General features: G+C 70.1%; 16 protein-coding genes. 9 read left to right on the forward strand and 7 right to left on the reverse strand.

The genetic code is table 11. From position 1 onward, the window contains the following. Positions 1-86 precede the first annotated feature (86 nt). The gene (locus ACIO1C_RS06455) at positions 87-389 is read left to right on the forward strand and encodes a co-chaperone GroES (protein WP_161309485.1); all 303 of its coding nucleotides are present in this window, start codon (positions 87-89) and stop codon (positions 387-389) included. Between the two features lie 37 nt (positions 390-426). Here the strand turns inward: ACIO1C_RS06455 and ACIO1C_RS06460 are convergent, their stop codons facing one another. Then, positions 427-2877, reverse strand: coding sequence for a transglycosylase domain-containing protein (locus ACIO1C_RS06460; RefSeq protein WP_401859262.1), 2451 nt, complete (start codon positions 2875-2877; stop codon positions 427-429). Between the two features lie 254 nt (positions 2878-3131). Here ACIO1C_RS06460 and ACIO1C_RS06465 point away from each other — a divergent pair, with 254 nt between their 5' ends. From ACIO1C_RS06465 to ACIO1C_RS06480, 4 genes are read left to right on the forward strand one after another with little or no spacing between them, the layout of a single operon-like run. Next, the gene (locus ACIO1C_RS06465; protein WP_401859264.1) at positions 3132-3932 is read left to right on the forward strand and encodes an ABC transporter permease; all 801 of its coding nucleotides are present in this window, start codon (positions 3132-3134) and stop codon (positions 3930-3932) included. Positions 3933-3960: 28 nt separating this feature from the next. Continuing rightward, entirely contained in the window at positions 3961-4827 is an 867-nt protein-coding gene (locus tag ACIO1C_RS06470) for an ABC transporter permease (protein ID WP_401859939.1), read from the forward strand. Positions 4828-4879: 52 nt separating this feature from the next. Next, the gene (locus tag ACIO1C_RS06475) at positions 4880-5971 is read left to right on the forward strand and encodes an ATP-binding cassette domain-containing protein (RefSeq protein WP_401859266.1); all 1092 of its coding nucleotides are present in this window, start codon (positions 4880-4882) and stop codon (positions 5969-5971) included. A 9-nt stretch (positions 5972-5980) separates the two neighbouring features. After that, positions 5981-6685 carry a DUF1707 domain-containing protein gene (locus ACIO1C_RS06480; protein WP_401859268.1) on the forward strand — a complete coding sequence of 235 codons (705 nt, stop codon included), beginning with the start codon at positions 5981-5983 and terminating at the stop codon, positions 6683-6685. A 34-nt stretch (positions 6686-6719) separates the two neighbouring features. Here the strand turns inward: ACIO1C_RS06480 and ACIO1C_RS06485 are convergent, their stop codons facing one another. Next, positions 6720-8102, reverse strand: a complete 1383-nt coding sequence (locus ACIO1C_RS06485; RefSeq protein ID WP_401859270.1) for an SGNH/GDSL hydrolase family protein — start codon at positions 8100-8102, stop codon at positions 6720-6722. A 165-nt stretch (positions 8103-8267) separates the two neighbouring features. Here ACIO1C_RS06485 and ACIO1C_RS06490 point away from each other — a divergent pair, with 165 nt between their 5' ends. Next, positions 8268-9674 (forward strand): DUF445 domain-containing protein, encoded by a 1407-nt coding sequence (locus ACIO1C_RS06490; RefSeq protein ID WP_401859272.1) that lies wholly within the window; start codon positions 8268-8270, stop codon positions 9672-9674. Positions 9675-9781: 107 nt separating this feature from the next. Here the strand turns inward: ACIO1C_RS06490 and ACIO1C_RS06495 are convergent, their stop codons facing one another. Next, complete coding sequence (locus tag ACIO1C_RS06495; protein ID WP_401859274.1) at positions 9782-12277, reverse strand: SpoIIE family protein phosphatase; 2496 nt, start codon at positions 12275-12277, stop codon at positions 9782-9784. A gap of 102 nt (positions 12278-12379) precedes the next feature. After that, positions 12380-12685, reverse strand: a complete 306-nt coding sequence (locus ACIO1C_RS06500; protein WP_401859276.1) for a hypothetical protein — start codon at positions 12683-12685, stop codon at positions 12380-12382. Positions 12686-12890: 205 nt separating this feature from the next. On the opposite strand from ACIO1C_RS06500, the gene ACIO1C_RS06505 reads away from it, so the two are divergent. Beyond that, the gene (locus tag ACIO1C_RS06505; RefSeq protein WP_401859278.1) at positions 12891-13874 is read left to right on the forward strand and encodes a hypothetical protein; all 984 of its coding nucleotides are present in this window, start codon (positions 12891-12893) and stop codon (positions 13872-13874) included. A 55-nt stretch (positions 13875-13929) separates the two neighbouring features. On the opposite strand, the gene ACIO1C_RS06510 is transcribed toward ACIO1C_RS06505, so the two are convergent. Together ACIO1C_RS06510 and ACIO1C_RS06515 are read right to left on the reverse strand one after the other, a co-directional pair. After that, positions 13930-14133 (reverse strand): DUF397 domain-containing protein, encoded by a 204-nt coding sequence (locus ACIO1C_RS06510; RefSeq protein WP_401859280.1) that lies wholly within the window; start codon positions 14131-14133, stop codon positions 13930-13932. Continuing rightward, on the reverse strand, positions 14133-14978 hold the full coding sequence (locus tag ACIO1C_RS06515; protein ID WP_401859282.1) for a helix-turn-helix domain-containing protein: 846 nt from the start codon (positions 14976-14978) through the stop codon (positions 14133-14135). The genes ACIO1C_RS06510 and ACIO1C_RS06515 overlap by 1 nt, the downstream gene beginning before the upstream one ends. A gap of 205 nt (positions 14979-15183) precedes the next feature. Here ACIO1C_RS06515 and ACIO1C_RS06520 point away from each other — a divergent pair, with 205 nt between their 5' ends. Next, on the forward strand, positions 15184-15873 hold the full coding sequence (locus tag ACIO1C_RS06520; protein WP_401859284.1) for an ATP-binding protein: 690 nt from the start codon (positions 15184-15186) through the stop codon (positions 15871-15873). A 97-nt stretch (positions 15874-15970) separates the two neighbouring features. Continuing rightward, positions 15971-17086, forward strand: a complete 1116-nt coding sequence (locus ACIO1C_RS06525) for an MrcB family domain-containing protein (RefSeq protein WP_401859286.1) — start codon at positions 15971-15973, stop codon at positions 17084-17086. A 363-nt stretch (positions 17087-17449) separates the two neighbouring features. On the opposite strand, the gene ACIO1C_RS06530 is transcribed toward ACIO1C_RS06525, so the two are convergent. Then, positions 17450-17902 (reverse strand): very short patch repair endonuclease, encoded by a 453-nt coding sequence (locus ACIO1C_RS06530; protein ID WP_401859288.1) that lies wholly within the window; start codon positions 17900-17902, stop codon positions 17450-17452. Positions 17903-17925: the final 23 nt, after the last annotated feature.

Below are 17925 nucleotides of genomic sequence, written 5' to 3' on the forward strand. Positions count from 1 at the left end.
TCGCGCCCCTGTGGCGGGGGCGCCCCGCGCGGGCGGGTAGGTTCTGGGGCGTGAGTGAGAACACCGACGACAAGCTGCCCATCCGCATGCTCCACGACCGGGTCCTGGTGAGCACGGACATCGCGGAGGGCGAGCGGCGTTCCTCCGGCGGCATCCTGATTCCCGCGACGGCCGCGGTCGGCCGGCGGCTGGCCTGGGCCGAGGTGGTCGCGGTGGGGCAGAGCGTACGGACGGTGAAGCCGGGGGACCGGGTGCTGTACGACCCCGAGGACCGCGGCGAGGTCGAGGTGCGCGGGGTGGCGTACGTCCTGATGCGGGAGCGCGACCTGCACGCGGTCGCGGCGGACCGTTTCGAGGGCTCCGAGGACTCGACCGGGCTGTATCTGTAGCCGAGGGCGTGCCCGGTCGCGCGGCGGGGGCCGGTCCCTACCGCCCCACCCCCGGGAACGACGGTACGTCCCCCGTCCCGCCTGTCCCGCCCGTCCCCCCGTCCCCTTCGCCCGTGGTCGTGCCGCTCGTGCCGCCCCCGGTGTCGCCGCCCGTCCCTCCGTCGGCCGTACCGCCGCCGGTGTCCTGGCCCGCGGTCCCGTCGCCGCCCGTTCCCGTACCGCCGGTGTCGGTGCCGCCGTCCGTGCCCCCGGCCGCCGTGCCGTCGGTCGGTCCCTCGGTGGGGCCGCCGTCGCTGGGGGTGCCGGTCTGGCCCTGGTCCCGGCCCGGCGGCGGGCTCTGGTCCTGGGACGGGCCGTCCGTGCCGCCCTGCGTGTCGGGGGACTGCGACTCCTCCGGATCGGTCGGCTCGTCCGAGGTCCGCGGGTCGGGTGAGGCGTTCTGCGCGCCGTCCTCCAACCGCAGGTCGAAGGCCTTGGCGGGGGTGCCCTTGAGGGCCGCGGCGGTGTACTGGCCCCAGATCTGCGCGGGCGGGCCGCCGCCGTTGACGCGCGCCAGGCCGAGCGCTCCGTACAGCGGCTTCTGCTTCGCCGTCGCGGGGTCCGCGCCCATGACCGAGACGACGGTGGCGAGGTTCGGGGTGTAGCCGGCGAACCAGGCGGCCTTGTCGTTCTCCGCCGTGCCCGTCTTGCCCGCGGCGGGGCGGCCCGCGGCCTGGGCGGCGGTGCCGGTGCCGCTGTCCACGACGCTGCGCAGCATGGACGTCGTGGTGTCGGCGGCCTCGCGGCTGATCGCCCGCTCCGGGTTCCGGTCGGGCAGCCGGACGTCGGCCCCGTTCTTGCTGACCTTGTCGACCAGCGTGTACGTGCCGTGCTGGCCGTGGTTGGCGAGGGTCGCGTACGCCTCCGCCATGTCGAGGACGCTCGCGGTGGCCGGGCCGAGGGCGATGGAGGGGGAGGCGGTCAGGTCGGGGGTGGTGGCGGGGAGGCCGAGGGAGACGGCGGTCTTCTTGACCGTGGCCGGGCCGACGTCCTGCGCCATCTGCGCGTAGACCGCGTTGACGGACTTGTCGGTGGCGGTCCTGACGGTGATGGGGCCGTAGTCGACGTCGTCCTCGTTCGCGGGGGCGTAGCCGGTGGGCCCGTCGGGGCCCTCGACCATCCGCTTGTTGTCGCCGTCGTAGACGGTGTTGGGCGTGATGGCCTCGCCGTCCTGGGTCTCGGAGCCGTTCTGGACGGCGGAGGCGAAGACGAAGGGCTTGAAGGTGGAGCCGACCTGGTAGTCGCGGCGGGTCGCGTTGTTGACGTACTGCTTGGTGTAGTCGATCCCGCCGTACATCGCGACGACCTTGCCGGTGGCCGGGTCGACGGAGGCGCCGCCGACGCGCACGTTCTTGTCGGCCGCCCGGTCGGGGTCGAGCTTGGAGGTGACCTGGTCCTTGACCGCCTGGGTGAACGCGTCCTGCTTGCCGCGCTGGAGGGTGGTCGTGATCCGGTAGCCGCCGGTGGCGAGGGTCTTCTCGTCGATGATGTGGTTCGTGGTGAGGTAGTCCTTGACGGCCTGGACGATGTAGCCGCGCTGTCCCGAGAGGCCGGCGGCGGTGTTCTTGATCGGTCCTGGCGTGGGGAACTTCGTCGCGGCGCGGTCGGCGGGGCTCAGCCACCCCTCCTTGACCATGCCGTCGAGGACGTAGTTCCAGCGGGCGAGGGCGGCCGGCTTGTTCTCCGGGTGGGCGACGACGTCGAACTCGCTGGGGGCGTTGAGCAGCGACGCCAGGTAGGCGCCCTCGGCGGTGGTGACGTCCTCGATGTCCTTGCCGTAGTACGCCTGGGCGGCGGCCTGGATGCCGTAGGCGTTGCGCCCGAAGTAGCTGGTGTTGAGGTACCCCTCCAGGATCTGTTCCTTGCTCTCCTCGCGGTTGAGCTTGATCGCGATGAAGAACTCCTTGGCCTTGCGGGTGACGGTCTGTTCCTGGCCGAGGTAGTAGTTCTTGACGTACTGCTGGGTGATGGTGGAGCCGCCCTGGGTGCCCTTGCCGGTCGCGGTGTTCCACGCGGCGCGGACCATGCCCTGCGGGTCGACGGCGGGTTCGTTGTAGAAGCCGCGGTCCTCGGCGGCGAGCACGGCCCGCTGTACGGTCTTCGGCACCTGCGCCAGCTGTACGTTCTCGCGGTTGACGTCACCGTCCCGCGCGAGCGGGGTGCCGTCCGCGTACAGGTAGACGTTGGACTGGGCGGTCGCGGCGGCGTTGGCGGCGGGGATGTGGACGTAGTGGTAGCCCGCGAGGAAGCCGCCGACGACGAGCAGCGCGAGGAAGAGGAACGTACCGAGCAGCATGCGCCAGGTGGGGAAGAGGCGGCGCCAGCCGGTGCGCTTGGGTCGCCCGGCCTTCTTGCCCTTCTTCCCCGGCCCCTTCTGCCCCGGGCCGGCCGGGGGCGTGGCCGTGGGGTCCCGTGGGGCCCAGCTCTGCTGCTGTGGCTCGTCGCTCATGTGGATGAAGACTCCTCGGCGGGCGCCGGCGGTTCGCTCTCCGGCATAACGGTGTCGTATCAGGCCATTCGTCGCGGAGCCCCAAGAAACGCTGCGCTCATCCATGAAACACGCCTGGGCCGGGAAACGGATCGGGGTGGTTTGTGTGGATTGCCACTTCGGGGGCCGTACGGGCGGCGGGTGGCCGGGCCGAATATCGGTCGCGCCGTGCGGGGCCGGGGGCTAGGGTCGGGCGTTTTGGGGAGGGGGCTGTCGTGCGGCTCTACGCCGTGGTGGCCGCGGGTGGGTTCCGGCGCTATGCGACGTACCGGATCGCCACGCTCGCGGGGATCTTCGCCAACACCGCGTTCGGCTTCATCCTGGCGTACACGTACATCGCGCTCTGGGACGAGCGTCCGGGGCTCGGCGGGTACGACCAGTCGCAGGCGGTCACCTATGTGTGGCTCGGCCAGGCGCTCCTGATGGCCTGCGCCATGCTGGGCGGCAGCTTCCAGGACGAGCTGATCGAACGGATCCGTACCGGCGACATCGCCGTCGACCTGTACCGGCCCGCCGACCTCCAGCTGTGGTGGCTGGCGGGTGACCTGGGGCGGGCGGCCTTCCATCTGCTGGGCCGGGGGATCGTACCGATGGTGCTCGGCGCCCTGGCCTTCGATCTGGCGCTGCCGTCGAATCCGGTGGTCTGGTCGGCCTTCCTGCTCTCCGTGCTGCTCGCGGTCGTGGTCAGCTTCGCGGTCCGCTATCTGGTGGCGCTCAGCGCGTTCTGGCTGATGGACGGCGCGGGGGTGGGGCAGATGGCGATGCTGGTGGGGATGTTCTTCTCCGGGCAACTGCTGCCGCTGACCCTCTTCCCGGGGGCGCTCGGCGAGGTGGCGCGGGCGCTGCCCTGGTCGTCGATGCTCCAGATCCCGGCGGACGTCCTCCTCGGCAAGCACACGGGGTGGGGGCTGGTGCGGGCGTACGGGTTCCAGGCGGGGTGGGCGGTGGCGCTGCTGGCGCTGGGGCGGGCGCTCCAGGGCGCGGCGACGCGGAGGGTGGTGGTGCAGGGTGGCTGAGGAGCTGCGCGTTTCCGGCGAACCGCGGATCGCTGAGGAGCGGTCGGCCTCTGAGGACCGGTGGATTCCCCGGGAGTCGTGGCAGGTCCGGCTGGGCAGTGGTCTGCGGGCGTACGGGCTGATCGTGGCGATGTGGGTACGGTCCACGATGGCGTACCGCGCGTCCTTCGTCATGACCGCGCTCGGTAACTTCGCCGCGACGGCCCTGGACTTCGTGGGGATCCTGCTGATGTTCTCCCACGTGGACTCGCTGGGCGGCTACGCGCTGCCCGAGGTCGCCTTCCTGTACGGCACGTCCTGTACGGCCTTCGGGCTCGCCGATCTCCTCATCGGCTCGATGGACCGGCTGGGCCGCCGGGTGCGCGACGGCACGCTCGACTCCCTGTTGGTGCGGCCGGTCCCGATACTCGCGCAGGTGGCGGCGGACCGGTTCGCGCTGCGCCGGCTGGGGCGGGTCCTCCAGGGCGCGCTGGTGCTGGGCTACGCGCTGGTGGCGCTGGACATCGACTGGACGGTCGTGCGCGTGCTGATGGTCCCGGTGATGCTCGTGAGCGGGACGGCGATCTTCGCGGCGGTGTTCGTGGCGGGGGGCGCGTTCCAGTTCTGGGCGCAGGACGCCGCCGAGGTGCAGAACGCGTTCACGTACGGCGGGACGACTCTCCTCCAGTACCCGCCGTCGCTGTTCGCGAAGGACCTGGTGCGCGGGGTGACCTTCGTGGTGCCGCTGGCCTTCGTCAACTGGATTCCGGCGCTGTACGTGCTGGGCCGCGAGGACCCGTTGGGGCTGCCGGAGGCGTTGGTGTTCCTGCCTCCGGTGGTGGCGGTGGTGTGCTGCGCGGCGGCGGGGGCGGCGTGGCGGGTGGGGCTGCGGTCGTACCGCAGTACGGGCAGTTAGCGAAAGTACGGGCAGTTGGTGAACCGAAAAGCATGGGGAAGGGACTGGACCGGTGGACGACGACACGGATTTCATCGTGCTGGACGGGATCGAGAAGGTCTTCGACGTCCGGCGCAAGGCGGGCCGCTTCCGCAGGGAGAAGCAGCGGGTCCGGGCGGTGGACGGGATCAGCTTCCGGGTGCCGCGCGGCGAGATGGTCGGCTACATCGGCCCGAACGGCGCCGGCAAGTCCACCACCATCAAGATGCTCACCGGCATCCTGACGCCGAGCGGCGGCCGGCTGCGGGTCGCGGGCATCGACCCGTCGCGGGAGCGTACGCGCCTGGCGCAGCGCATCGGCGTGGTCTTCGGCCAGCGCACGACGCTGTGGTGGGACCTGCCGCTGATCGACTCGTACCGCCTGATGCACCGCATGTACCGCGTCCCGGACGCGCGGTACAAGGAGAATCTGGCGCGCTGCGTCGAAATCCTGGACCTCGGCGCGCTGTTGAACGTACCCGTACGGCAACTGTCCCTCGGTCAGCGGATGCGCGGCGACATCGCGGCGGCCCTGCTGCACGACCCCGAGGTGCTCTACCTGGACGAGCCGACGATCGGTCTCGACGTGGTCTCCAAGGCGAAGGTCCGGGATTTCCTGCGGCAGTTGAACGCGGAGCACGGGACGACGGTGCTGCTCACGACCCACGACCTGACCGACATCGAGCAGCTCTGCAAGCGGGTGATGGTGATCGACCACGGCAGGCTGCTGTACGACGGGGCGCTGGCGGGGCTGCACGAGGTGGGCGAGAGCGAGCGGACGCTGGTGGTCGATCTGGAGCGTGAACTCCCGCCGGTGGAGGTGGTGGGGGCGCGGGTGGTGAAGGTGGAGGGGCCGCGCCAGTGGCTGGCGTTCCCGGCGGCGGCGTCGGCGGCGCCGCTGGTGGCGCGGATCGCGGCGGAGTATCCGCTGGTGGACCTGTCGGTGCGGGAGCCGGACATCGAGACGGTGATCGCGAAGATGTACGCGGAGAGGCCGGACGAGGGGCGGGAGGATGCGGGGTTGGGGGATGCGGGGTCGGGGGACGCGGGGGGCTCCGCTTCCGGGGCCGCACCGGTTCGTACTGGCGACCGTTTGGGCACTGACCGTTCGAGGCCGCCGCACTAGGCTGGTTCCATGACGAGCGAGCAGCCAGAGACGCGTGCTTCCGACGCCGAGCGGGAGCGGGTCGCCGAGCGTTTGCGTGAGGCTGTGGCCGAGGGCCGCCTCGACATGGACGAGTTCGAGGAACGCCTCGGAGCCGCGCTCCAGGCCCGTACGCATGGCGAGTTGGCGCCACTGGTCCGGGACCTTCCCGCTCCGGGGACGACGACCGATCTGGTATCCGGTGCCAGGTCCACCGCTGGGTCCGCCGTGGGATCCGGCGGCGACGCCGGATGGGCGGACCGGGTCGGCAGCGGCGAGCCGACGTCCACCGGCGGGTTCGCGTTCTGGAGCGGCTTCAGCCGCAAAGGGACGTGGACGGTCGGCCGTACGTTCACGGGCGTCGTGATCCAGGCGGGCGGCGAGATCGACCTGCGCGAGGCGCGGTTCGCGGACCGGGACGTGGTGATCCGCTGCGTGGCGATCATGGGCGGGATCGACGTGGTCGTACCGCCGGGGATGCACGTCCAGGTCAACGGCTTCGGCTTCATGGGCGGGTTCGACCAGGCGGGCGGGGGCGAGGTGGATCCGGGGGCGCCGCGGGTGGTGGTCACCGGATTCGCGCTGATGGGCGGGGTCGGCGTGAAGCGCAAGCTGAGGGAGGCGGACAAGCTCCGTCTCAAAGAGGAGCGCAAGAGGCTCAAGCTGGAGAAGAAGGCGGAGCGCAAGCAGCTCTGAAACGCCTGCGCGCGCCTTCCGGACGCGCCGGTGCCTACAACTGCGCGGGGCTCCGCGCCTCCAGGACGCCCAGATCCAGTGCCCGGCCCATCACCCGGTACCCCTCGTCGCTCGGGTGCAGGTGGTCGCCTGAGTCGTACGCCGAGTACAGCCGGTCCGGCGCGTACGGGTCGCGCAGCGCCCGGTCGAAGTCGACGACGTCGTCGAAGACCCCGCCCGCCCGGATCGCCTCGTTCACGTGCCCGCGCACGGCCTCCCCCGCGGCGGTGTGACCGCCGTACCCGCCGAACGGTGTGAGGGTCGAGCCGATCACCCGCAGACCGCGTGCGTGCGCCTGCGCGGTGAGGTCCTCCAGAGCGCCGATGATCCTGGCGGGGTCCCGTTCCCGGCCGGCCAGGATGTCGTTGATGCCGAGGTCGACGACCACGGCGCGGACGCCCGCCCGGTCGAGGACGTCGCGGCGGAACCGTACGAGACCGCTCGCGCCCTTTCCGCGTTCCACGCCGCTTCCCAGGAGGCGGTTGCCGCCGATGCCTTCGTTGAGGACTCCGATGTGCCGGTCGCGCAGGCGGGCGGCCAGGTGGTCGGGCCAGCGCCGGTTCGTGTCGGGGCGGGAGCCCACGCCGTCGGTGATGGAGTCACCGAAGGTGACCACAGCGCCCTGCGCGTCGGCGGCGAGGACGTCGACGGCCGTCAGGTAGCGCCAGCTGGTGGCCGGCAGGCCGTACGCGCGTCCGCCGACGTCCTCCGTGCGGTCGCCGCGTGCGAGGTACGAGGTCTGGAGGGCGTTGCGGTGGTACGTCACCGGCCCTCCGGCGGCCGGGGTGTAGACCGTCACCAGCAGATCGCCGCCGGACGGCAGGCGCAGGGGCACGGGGTCGCTGACGACCTGGCCGCCGGGCGGGACGGTCACGGCGGGGGCCTGACCGAACGTCACCCGCCGCATGGTCCCGGCGAGGGCCGACGCCCCGTTCTCACCGGCGGTCGTGTCGGTCGCGTTGACCGCGCCGGTTCCACCTGTCGCGCCGCTTCCTCCGGTCCCGCCGCCCGGCCCCCGCAGGGCGACGGACGCGTGACCGATGCGCAGGTCCCTGGAGCCGTACAGGTTGGAGAGGGTGATCCGGACGCTCGTACCGCCGATGCTGGTGTGCACGACGTTGCGGAGGGAACGCCCGGGGTAGCCGTGCGGCGCGCCCGGCTCGGGTCCGCCCGGTGCCGCGGCCCAGGTGCCCGTCCAGGCACCGGCGGAGGCGGGCGCCGCGATGCCGGGGGACGTACGGCCCCGGGAGACGCCGGGGCGGTCGCCGCCGGAGCCGTACCCGTATCCGAACCCGAAGCCCGAGACGATGGCGGCGCACACCAGCGCCACCAGCCCTATGAGCGCCCCGAGCAGGGCGAATCCACGAGGTCGTGTCATGGCCCCGCTCTCTCCTCGTGATCGGTGGCCCCAGGGATCCCGTGCGTACGGGGCGCGTCTCCGGGAACTCGATGTGCGCCCTGGGAGTACGACAGGTAGGGACAATGCGTACGGGTGGAATTGTGCACGAGCTGGGCACGCTACGTACGCGGACGGGTGGAGCGGATGGAACGTACCAACAAGGGAAGAGCGGCCGGACCGGACACGGACGCCGGCGGTTCTCCCGACTCGGACGCCGGAGGTTCTCCCGGCACGGGTGCCGGCCGTCCTCCCGGCCGCTCCGGGGGGCTGCCCGTCGGCGGGCTGCCCGCCTTCTCGTACACGGCCGCGGACGAGGAGAAGCGCCGGGGCGTGCGCCGGATGAAGACCACCGCCAGCGGGCTGCTGCTGCTCGTCGCCGTGATCTACGTCCTCGCCACCTGGGCGAAGAACTCGGGCGTGGACGGGTGGCCCGGCTATGTCGCGGCGGCGGCGGAGGCGGGGATGGTGGGCGCGCTGGCGGACTGGTTCGCGGTGACGGCGCTGTTCCGGCGTCCGCTGGGCCTGCCCATCCCGCACACCGCGATCATCCCGAACAAGAAGGACCAGCTGGGCACGTCCCTCGGCGCGTTCGTCGGGGAGAACTTCCTGTCCGCGGATGTCGTACGGGCCCGGCTGCGGGCGCTCGGCATCGGCGGCCGGCTCGGTTCCTGGCTGGCGGAACCGGCCCACGCGGACCGGGTGACGGCCGAGCTGTCCACGGCGCTGCGGGGCGCGCTGACCGTGCTGCGGGACTCGGACGTGCAGGCGGTGGTGGGCGAGGCGATCACGCGGCGCGCGGACGCGGCGGAGATCGCCCCCGGGCTCGGCAAGATGCTCGACCGGATCGTCTCGGACGGGGCGCACCACCGGGCCGTGGACCTGATCTGCACGCGCGCGCACGACTGGCTGGTGGAGCACGGCGACTCGGTCATGGACGCGGTGCAGGGCGGGGCGCCGGGCTGGACGCCGCGGTTCGTGGACCGCAAGATCGGCGACCGCGTGTACCGGGAACTGCTGCGCTTCGTCACGGAGATGCGGGACATGCCGGGGCACCCGGCGCGGGGCGCGATCGACCGCTTCCTGCGGGACTTCGCGGCGGACCTCCAGTCGGACACGGACACGCGGGCGCGGGTCGAACGCCTGAAGTCGGAGCTGCTGGCGCGGCCCGAGGTGCAGGACATCATCGCGTCGGCGTGGTCCTCCGTACGCGGAATGATCATCTCGGCGGCGAGCGACGACCACAGTGAACTGCGCCTGCGGGCGCGGGCCTCGCTGCTGTCCCTGGGCGCGCGGCTGGCGACGGACGGGCGGCTCCAGCGGAAGGTGGAGGGCTGGGTCGAGGACGCGGCGGGGTATGTCGTGTCGACGTACCGGGGGGAGATCACCTCGCTGATCTCGGACACGGTGAAGAGCTGGGACGCGAACGACACGTCCCGCAAGATCGAGGCGAACATCGGGCGTGACCTTCAGTTCATCCGGATCAACGGGACGGTGGTGGGGGCGCTGGCGGGTCTGGTGATCTATACGGTGTCGCACGCGCTGGGGGCGTGAGGTTTCTGGTGGCGGGGCGGGCTCGTACGGTACGGGCGTCCGGGCGGCGGCGGGCTCGTACCGTACGAACGACCGGGCCGCGGCCGGGCCGCGACCGGTTCGTACCGTCAGTAGTCGGGCAGCGGCTGCTCGCACCAGATCGTCTTGCCGGTGGTCGTCTGGCGCGTGCCCCAGCTCTGGGTGAGGCCGGCCACGAGCAGCAGCCCCCGCCCGCCCTCGTCCGTCTCCCTGGCGCGGCGCAGGTGGGGCGCGGTGCTGCTGCCGTCGGAGACCTCACAGATCAGGGTGCGGTCGCGGATGATCCGGAGCCGGATGGGGGGCGCGCCGTGGCGGACGGCGTTCGTGACGAGTTCGCTGGCCACCAGCTCCGTGATGAAGGCGGCCTCCGCGAGCCCCCACGCGTCGAGCTGTTCGACGACCAGCCTTCGGGCCCGTTCGACCTCGGCCGGATCGGCGGGGATGTCCCAGGTGGCGACCTGATCGGGCGACAGGGCGCGGGTACGGGCCAGCAGCAGGGCCACGTCGTCGGCCGGGCGCTCGGGAAGCAGCGCGCCGGTCACGATGTCGCACGCTTCCTCCAGCGTCGCGGCGGGGCGCGCCAGCGCCCGGCACAGCTCGGCGATGCCCCGGTCGATGTCGTGTTCGCGGGACTCGATCAGGCCGTCGGTGTAGAGGGCGAGCACGCTGGAGGGTTCCAGCTCCAGTTCGGTGGTCTCGAAGGGCAGGCCGCCGATCCCGAGCGGAGGACCGATGTGGCCGGTGACCGGTGCCACCGCCCCGTCGGGGGTGATGACGACGGGGAGCGGGTGGCCGGCGGTGGCCAGGGTGCAGCGGCGGGAGACGGGGTCGTACACCGCGTACAGGCAGGTGGCTCCCAGGTCGGCCACGGCCGCCGGGTCGTGCAGCTCCGCGCTGTACTGCTCGCCGTCGGCGAGACGGATCACCAGGTCGTCGAGGTGGGTGAGGAGTTCGTCGGGCGGCAGGTCGACGTCGGCCAGCGTACGGACGGCGGTGCGCAGCCGCCCCATGGCCGCGGCGGCGTGCAGGCCGTGGCCGACGACGTCGCCGACGACGAGGGCGACCCGCGTGCCCGACAGCGGGATCACGTCGAACCAGTCGCCGCCGACCCCGCCCAGCTCGCCGGTGGGCAGGTAGCGGGAGGCCACCTCCACCGCGGCCTGCTCGGGCAGCCGCTGGGGGAGGAGACTGCGCTGGAGGGTGAGCGCGGTGGAGCGCTCGCGGGTGTACCGGCGGGCGTTGTCGATCGCCACGGCGCCCTTCGCCGCCAGTTCCTCGGCGAGGGAGACGTCCTCCTCGTCGAACGGCTCGTCCTGCCGCGACCGCCAGAAGCTGAGCACCCCCATCGTGTCGCCCCGGGAGAGCATCGGGGCGGTGATGAGCGAGTGGACGCCCTCGTCGAGGATGCGCTCGGCGTACTCCGGATCCCCGGCCCGCCATGAGGTCGAGGTCCGCAGGTCGGCCTCGATGTGGCCGAGCCGGGTCCTGAGGCTGCGTGCGTACAGGGTGGTGGCCGGCGGGGTGCGCCGTGTCCCGACGGGGCGGAACGGGTGGTCCTCACGGATGCCGCCGACGGCCATTCTCTGCAGCTCACCGGCGCCGGCCTGCGATGCCTCGCCTGCCTCGCCGTGTACGGGGGTCAGGAGGTCGACGGTGGCGAAGTCGGCGAACTGTGGCACGACCACCTGGACCAGTTCCCGCGCCGTCTGTTCCACGTCGAGTGTGGTGCCGACCGACACGCTGGTGTTGTAGAGCAGGCGCAGGCGGCGGCGCGCCGCCTCGGTCCGTCCGCGGCTCTCCTGGAGCGATTCGGCCATGGTGTTGAAGGACGCGCCCAGCGCGCCGATCTCGGCGGGACCCGCCGTCTCCATGCGCACGCCGAGGTCGCCGTCCGCGATCTGTTTCGCCACGGCCGCCGCCCTGCGCGCCGGGCGGACGATCGCGCGGGACTGGTAGACGGCGAAGCCGACGATGAGCAGGATCGACGCCCCGAGCCCGGCGGACGCGGCGACCACGGCCCGGTCGGCGTTGGCGGTGGCGGTGTCCGTCCGTTCGTCGAGCAGCTCGCGTTCCGTGGTCATGTAGAGGGTGAAATCGTCCCGTAGCGTGTCGGCGAGCAGCCTCCCCTTCGCCGTCGTCAGCAGGCTCGACGCGGCGGGATCACCCCGCTGAGCGGCGCTGACCAGCGGAATCGAGTAGGTGCGGATGTACGAATCGATGCCCCGCGTGATCTTCTCCGCGAGCCGTTTCTGCGCGGGGGACGTGGCGTGTGCCTGGAATTCCCGCGACTGCGTGGGAAAGTCTCTGAGGGCGGCCCGCCACGGTTGCAGGAACACGTCCTGCTTGGTGATGACAAAACCCCGCTGCCCCGTCTCCAGATTGGCGAGCAGCTGTTCGAAGCGCTCCGTTTCGACCACGCCCATGCGGGTCTCTTTTCGCGCGTCCGCCGAATCGCGCATGCCGTTGATCGCCCACAGCATGAAACCGAAGATCAACCCGATCAGCAGCGCGAGCAGGCCGCTCGCCACGACGGTGAGCCGGGTCAGACCCCATCGCAGGTCCTTCCCCGGCACCTGTCTCCTCATGGCCCACATCATGCCTGGATCGGGAGGTTTATGCCGGTTTCGCACCTTCCTTGGGGGCGGCGGGGGCGGGACGGCCCCGCTCGGGCGCCGAGGTGACCCCGCTCAGCCGTCCGTACGCCGGGTGACGGCCCAGGAGGCGGCGGCGACCGTACCGGCCACGGCGAAAACGGCGGGCCAGGCGCCGACCTTCTTGGCCAGGGGGTGCGAGGCGCCGAACGCGGCGAGGTAGGCGGCGCTCAGCCCGACCGAGGCCTTCGCCCCGCCGGCCTGGTGCCACTGCCGGGCGGCCACGGCGCCGGCGGCGGCCAGCGCGACCCCGCCGAGGGGCCGCTTCTTGGTCCACCGGGCGACCGCGTATCCGCCGACGAGCCCTCCGGCCGCCACGACCGCTGCGGGAACCTGAGCCATCACAACCACCTCTGCCGATGCTGTCACCAACGCGAAGAGAGTACGTCGCGCGAAGGGTCCCCCTTCCGGACGCACCCCCTGAACGCCCCCCTGAACGCCCCCGCTCAACGCACCCCCTGAACTGAACGCAACCCACCACACAACAGATGGTCACAACCCACCCCCCGACGTTCGCCCCCCGCCCCCACCCGGGCAGAGAACCCGCATGCTCCGAACGACCGCCGCGGACCCGGCCATCGCCCGCCTCGCCCGCACCCAGCAGCGCCTGGCGACCTCACGCCAGCTCCGCGCGATCGGCCTGGCACCGAGCACCACCGCCCACCGCTGCGCACCGAACGGTCCCTGGCAGCGCCTGCTGCCGGGCGTGGTCCTCCTCCAGACAGGAGCGCCGGACGCCCACCAGCGCCTGCTCGCGGCGGTGCTGTACGGCACGACGGACCTGACCGCCCTCTCAGGCGCCACGGCGGTGCTGACGGGCGAGTCGGCGCTGGCCCTCTACGGAGTGCCCGGGACAACCACGCACAGGGCGGCGGTCCTGGTATCGGCGACGCGGGGCCTGCGGGACAGGTCGTACGTACATCTCCACCGCACGAGCCGCTGGCCACCGACCCTACTGGTGGACGGCATCCCCTGCGTACGCCCGGTGCGCGCCGCCTCCGACTTCGCGGCCCACGAACGCTCCCCGGACCGCGTCCGGGCGATCCTCACGGCAACGGTCCAGAAGACCAGCTGCCACCCGGAAGACCTCCGCGCCGAACTCCACGCGTCCCGCGCCCTGCGCAACCCGGCGGCCCGCACGGTCCTGGACGACCTCCGCGCGGGCACCCGCTCCATCGCCGAGGCCCAGGCCAGAGACACCCTCCGCCAAGCCAACCTCCCCGACCCCCTCTGGAACCCCACCCTCCTCACCCCGAAGGGCACCTTCCTGGCCCGCCCGGACGCCTACTGGCCCCACGCGGGCGTGGCCCTGGAGGTCGACTCGGAGGAATACCACCTGGGCATCACGGAATACCGCACCACCCTCCGCAGACGCCTCCGTCTGGAGTCCCACGGAGTAGACGTGATCAGCGCGGTCCCCGCCCTGATCCGCGACCACCCCCAAGAACTGGTAGCAGCCATCACCACCAAACTCCACCAAGCCAAGTCCCGCCCCACCCTCCCAGAGGTGATCATCAGGCCCTACCTCTGAACCCGCCTCCGACAGTGAGGCGCAGCTCTCAAGCCTCGCGGCCCATTCCCGAAGCTCAAGCCACGGAGACACGCCGTTCCCGCAGAGCCACCACAAACCCACTCCAAGCACCCGATCCGAATGCCAGCGTCCCTCGCCCAGGCTCCTTGGAGTCCCGTACGACGATTCCGCCGGCTATTCCGGCGACTTCGACGCACTCGGTGCCGCTCCCACCGCTGTAGGAGGACTTGAACCAGCCAACAGCGCTCTCGCGATTCATCACAACCCCTCGCAGACTTGGTCCAGGAGCGCGACGGACGCCTCGATGTCCAGCGCCTGCGCGCGCAGATATTCGAACGCCAACTTATAGCGAGCAAGCTCCTGTTGCTTCTCCATGAACAGCCCTCCTCCGAGGATGTCCACATATACGACGTCCAGTTCGGGTGTCGCTCCGCCGAGGACGACAAAGCTGCCGACGGCAGCCGCGTGGGCGCCGGCGCTGAACGGCAGGATCTGCACGGTGACATGAGGCTCACCCGCGCGTGTGAGCAGCCGGCACAACTGATCGCGCATGACGTCACGTCCACCGACCATGCGCCGTACGACCGCCTCATCGATCACCGCCCAGATGTGCGGTGGTTCATCCCGCTCCAACAACTCCTGCCGCTTCATCCGGATGTCGACCATGTGGGTGATCTCTTGTTCGGTGCAGCGCATCTCCGAGGCACGATGCACCGCCTCCGCGTACCTGCGGGTCTGTAGAAGTCCTGGCACGTACATGCAGGCGTAGTGGTCCTCCCGAACCACTTCGTCCTCAAGGGTCAGCATGAGATTCATCGACTCAGGGATTGGGTCGGCCAGTGACCGCCACCACCCTCGAATCTTCGCTCCCTTGGCCAGTTCGACGAGCGTGTGACGTTCCTGTTCGGGCGCTTCGTAGGCACGACACAGCGCGTCGACCGCAGGCCACTTGACTGTTCCATCCTTGGTCTCATACCTGCTCAAGGTCGCCTTGGAGATACCGACGAGACACCCAGCCTCCTCCAATGTGAGCCCCGCACGTTCCCGTAACCGGCGTAGGTCCGCACCGAGTTGTCGCCGACGGGTCGTTGGTCCGACTGCCATGTATGTGGCCCTTCACGTTGATCTCACTGAGCGTGCACGCTCCGGCGTGGCGGAGGCAAGACAGCTCACGCCGGGGGCGTGCGACGGCCCTACGTGCTTCCGCCCGAGTGTTGTGAGAGTTACAAAATGAGAGTTCCAGTGTCACTCTGGGTGGAGAGGCGGCACGCAAGGTAATCGCTGAGTCTAGATCCGAGGGGTGACGGGTGTGAGTGAATGTCAGTTCAGCATCGCCAGGAAGAGCTGGGATCTCCCTTTTCTTGCCGAGGCTGAGGAACTCGCCGCCCTGCGAAGAGTGGTGGAGTTGCACTTGCGTCGTTGGGGTCTGCCCGAACTCGCGGGGCCGGCCAATCTGTGTGTGACGGAACTGGTCACCAACGTCATCACCCACGTCGGCCCTGGGACTCCCACCACCCTGTCCGTATCGATGAACGGCGTACATCTGCGCCTGGAGGTAACGGACCCAGACTCGCGAGCGCTCCCCACTCTTATCGAGGCATCAGGGGACGCCGAGGGTGGCAGGGGCATGGCTCTCGTGAACGCCGTCACTGATCGATGGGGTGTCATCCTGCGAGGGGACACGAAAGTCACGTGGTGCGAGCTGCCAACCAGCCTTCGGTCACCGACGGACCACGCGGAGGGCCCGAGGGTCGCCAAGGCGGAAGCGCTGCTGGCTCTCTTCTCTTTCGGAGACATCGGACGGCCGAGCCGTTCGGGCCCGCTGAGCGTGTCGGTAGCCGAGGAGACTGTCATCGAACTGATCACCGACCTCCTCCACTGGCTCCGCTCCCATGGCTCTGACCCGGACGAGGTCCTTGACCGCGCGCAGACCCGCTTCGAGAACACTCTGTGCCGAATGACCTGTTCGCGTAGTTCTGTTGGGGCGGAGGGGGCGTAAGTCCCTCGGTAGCGATGAAGATGCCTGGTGTCGACACGCACACTCTTGACGATCAACCGCGTCCGAAAAACAGCCTTCTTGTTCTAGATTTGAGGGCATGGGGATACAGGGGTTGCTTCTTGAGATCGCTGACACGTACGACGCCCGGGCTGGGACGAAGGCCGAGGTCGCGGGGCAGCAGGTGCTGCGAGCAGTCGCCGGGCGGTCAGACCTAGGGCTCCCTTCCACGCACTTCGCCAAGGGATACGGAGGGCAAGCAACTGCCGCCGCTACGCCCTGGATTGGCGTGTTTGATCGGCATATCAATAGAGATCCGGGTAGGGGTCTGTATTTGGCCTATATTTTCAGTGCGGATCTTCGTACTGTGTCGCTGACCTTGCAGCAAGGGATCACGCATCTTGAAGGCCGCCTCGGCAGGGGCCAGGCCCGTCAGGAGCATCTAAGGCGGCAGGCGGCTCGGCTTCGTCGAGCACTCGCCGCTCCGCGGCGAGCAGGCTGGATTGATGAGCCGGAGTTGCGACACCACGCTGACAGACCGAAGGCGTATGAAGCCGCGAGCGTCATCGCCCGCTCGTATGCGCTGGCCGCGCTGCCAGAAGAGGCATCCTTGCAGCATGATCTGCGTTATGCGGTGGAGCAGCTGACAAGGGCGGATTCCGCTGATCAGTTGTGGTGGTTGCAGGATGGTGATAGCCCGCTCGATGTGGGTTATGTCCCTGATCGTCACTTCCTCGGAGAGGACGATCCGCTCGCCGGCTTCCAGCCCAAGGACAGCTCTGACTACATCGCGAATATCACAGCCCGACAACAAGTGAAGAAGCGGCATCATGAAGCGCTGATCGAGCGCTTTGGTCACCATGTTGCGTCGCGCGGATACATACCGACCACCAAGTTGACACATCCGAAAGACCTGGTGCTACACCGGGATGGCGCAGCCCAGCCGACGGACGACGAATGGCTCGTGGAAGCGAAGGTGGTCCGGGGCGGTAACCCGACCGAAGCGGTACGTCAGGCGGTGGGGCAGCTCCATGAGTACAGCCACTTCCTCTATCACGAACGAAATCGCCGTGAGCCGCACCTCATAGGTCTCTTCACCGAAGATATCGGAGCGTACGCCGGCTACTTGGAAAGACAGGGAATCTCGTCGATTTGGCAGTCAGGTGACGGCTGGAACGGTTCTGCCCGAGCGGCTAGATGGGGCATGGTCGGTTAGCGGGCCGTGACATAGCGGTTTCGATGTCCGAGGAGAGATCGGTGGCGGCTCTGGTCGGAGGTTGGGACTGCCAGTGGCGTTCAGCCAAGCGGGAGTGTGGACTCGGGGGCGGTCGCGCCAATCAACCCTCGGTCCGTACCTTCTATCGCCGGTCGGGTTCCTACTCCGGAGTCGTCTAACGGGATTGTCGCGCACGTGGTGGGCCAGTATCAGGGCATCCGCCGCGGGTATGGCTCTGACCCATGCGAGGTTCTGCATGCGACCGGCTTGTGATCAGCACCGACACGGGATCGAATCCGGCCTGTTCCAGCCCCAGAGTCAAGCCGCCGGCGCCTGAGCACACATCCACGGACTGTAGACGTCTCACTGGTCTTTCCCCTCGTGTCGATGTGTGGCGTCGGTTCCGGTCCGGCTCACGGTGGCCGCGACCCGGGCGGCGACCGCTGCGGCTGCCTCGTGCTCCCAGAACCGGAGGACGGTCCAACCGAGAGCTGTCATGTGCTCGGTGGTCTCCAGGTCGCGAGCCATGTTCCGGTCGAGCTTCTCCCGCCACCACTCCGCGTTCGCCTTCGGCTGCGTCGCGTGCTTCGGACAGCCGTGCCAGAAGCACCCGTCCAGGAAAACCGCGACCTTGGCCTTGGAAAAGGTGATGTCCACGGTTCGCCGCGGCATGTCCGGCACCCGGACATTGAGCCGGTAGCGGTAGCCCGAGGCGTGCAGCAACTTTCTGACGGCCACCTCGGGCTCGGTGTCCCGTCGCGCCTGGCGACTCATACGCGACGACACGGCGGCCGACGACGGCTTTGCTGGGCTCATGGCTCCTGCACGCCCTGATCTCC

It is taken from the genome of Streptomyces sp. NPDC087420 (assembly GCF_044744165.1).
In the GTDB taxonomy this organism is placed as follows: Bacteria; Actinomycetota; Actinomycetes; order Streptomycetales; family Streptomycetaceae; genus Streptomyces.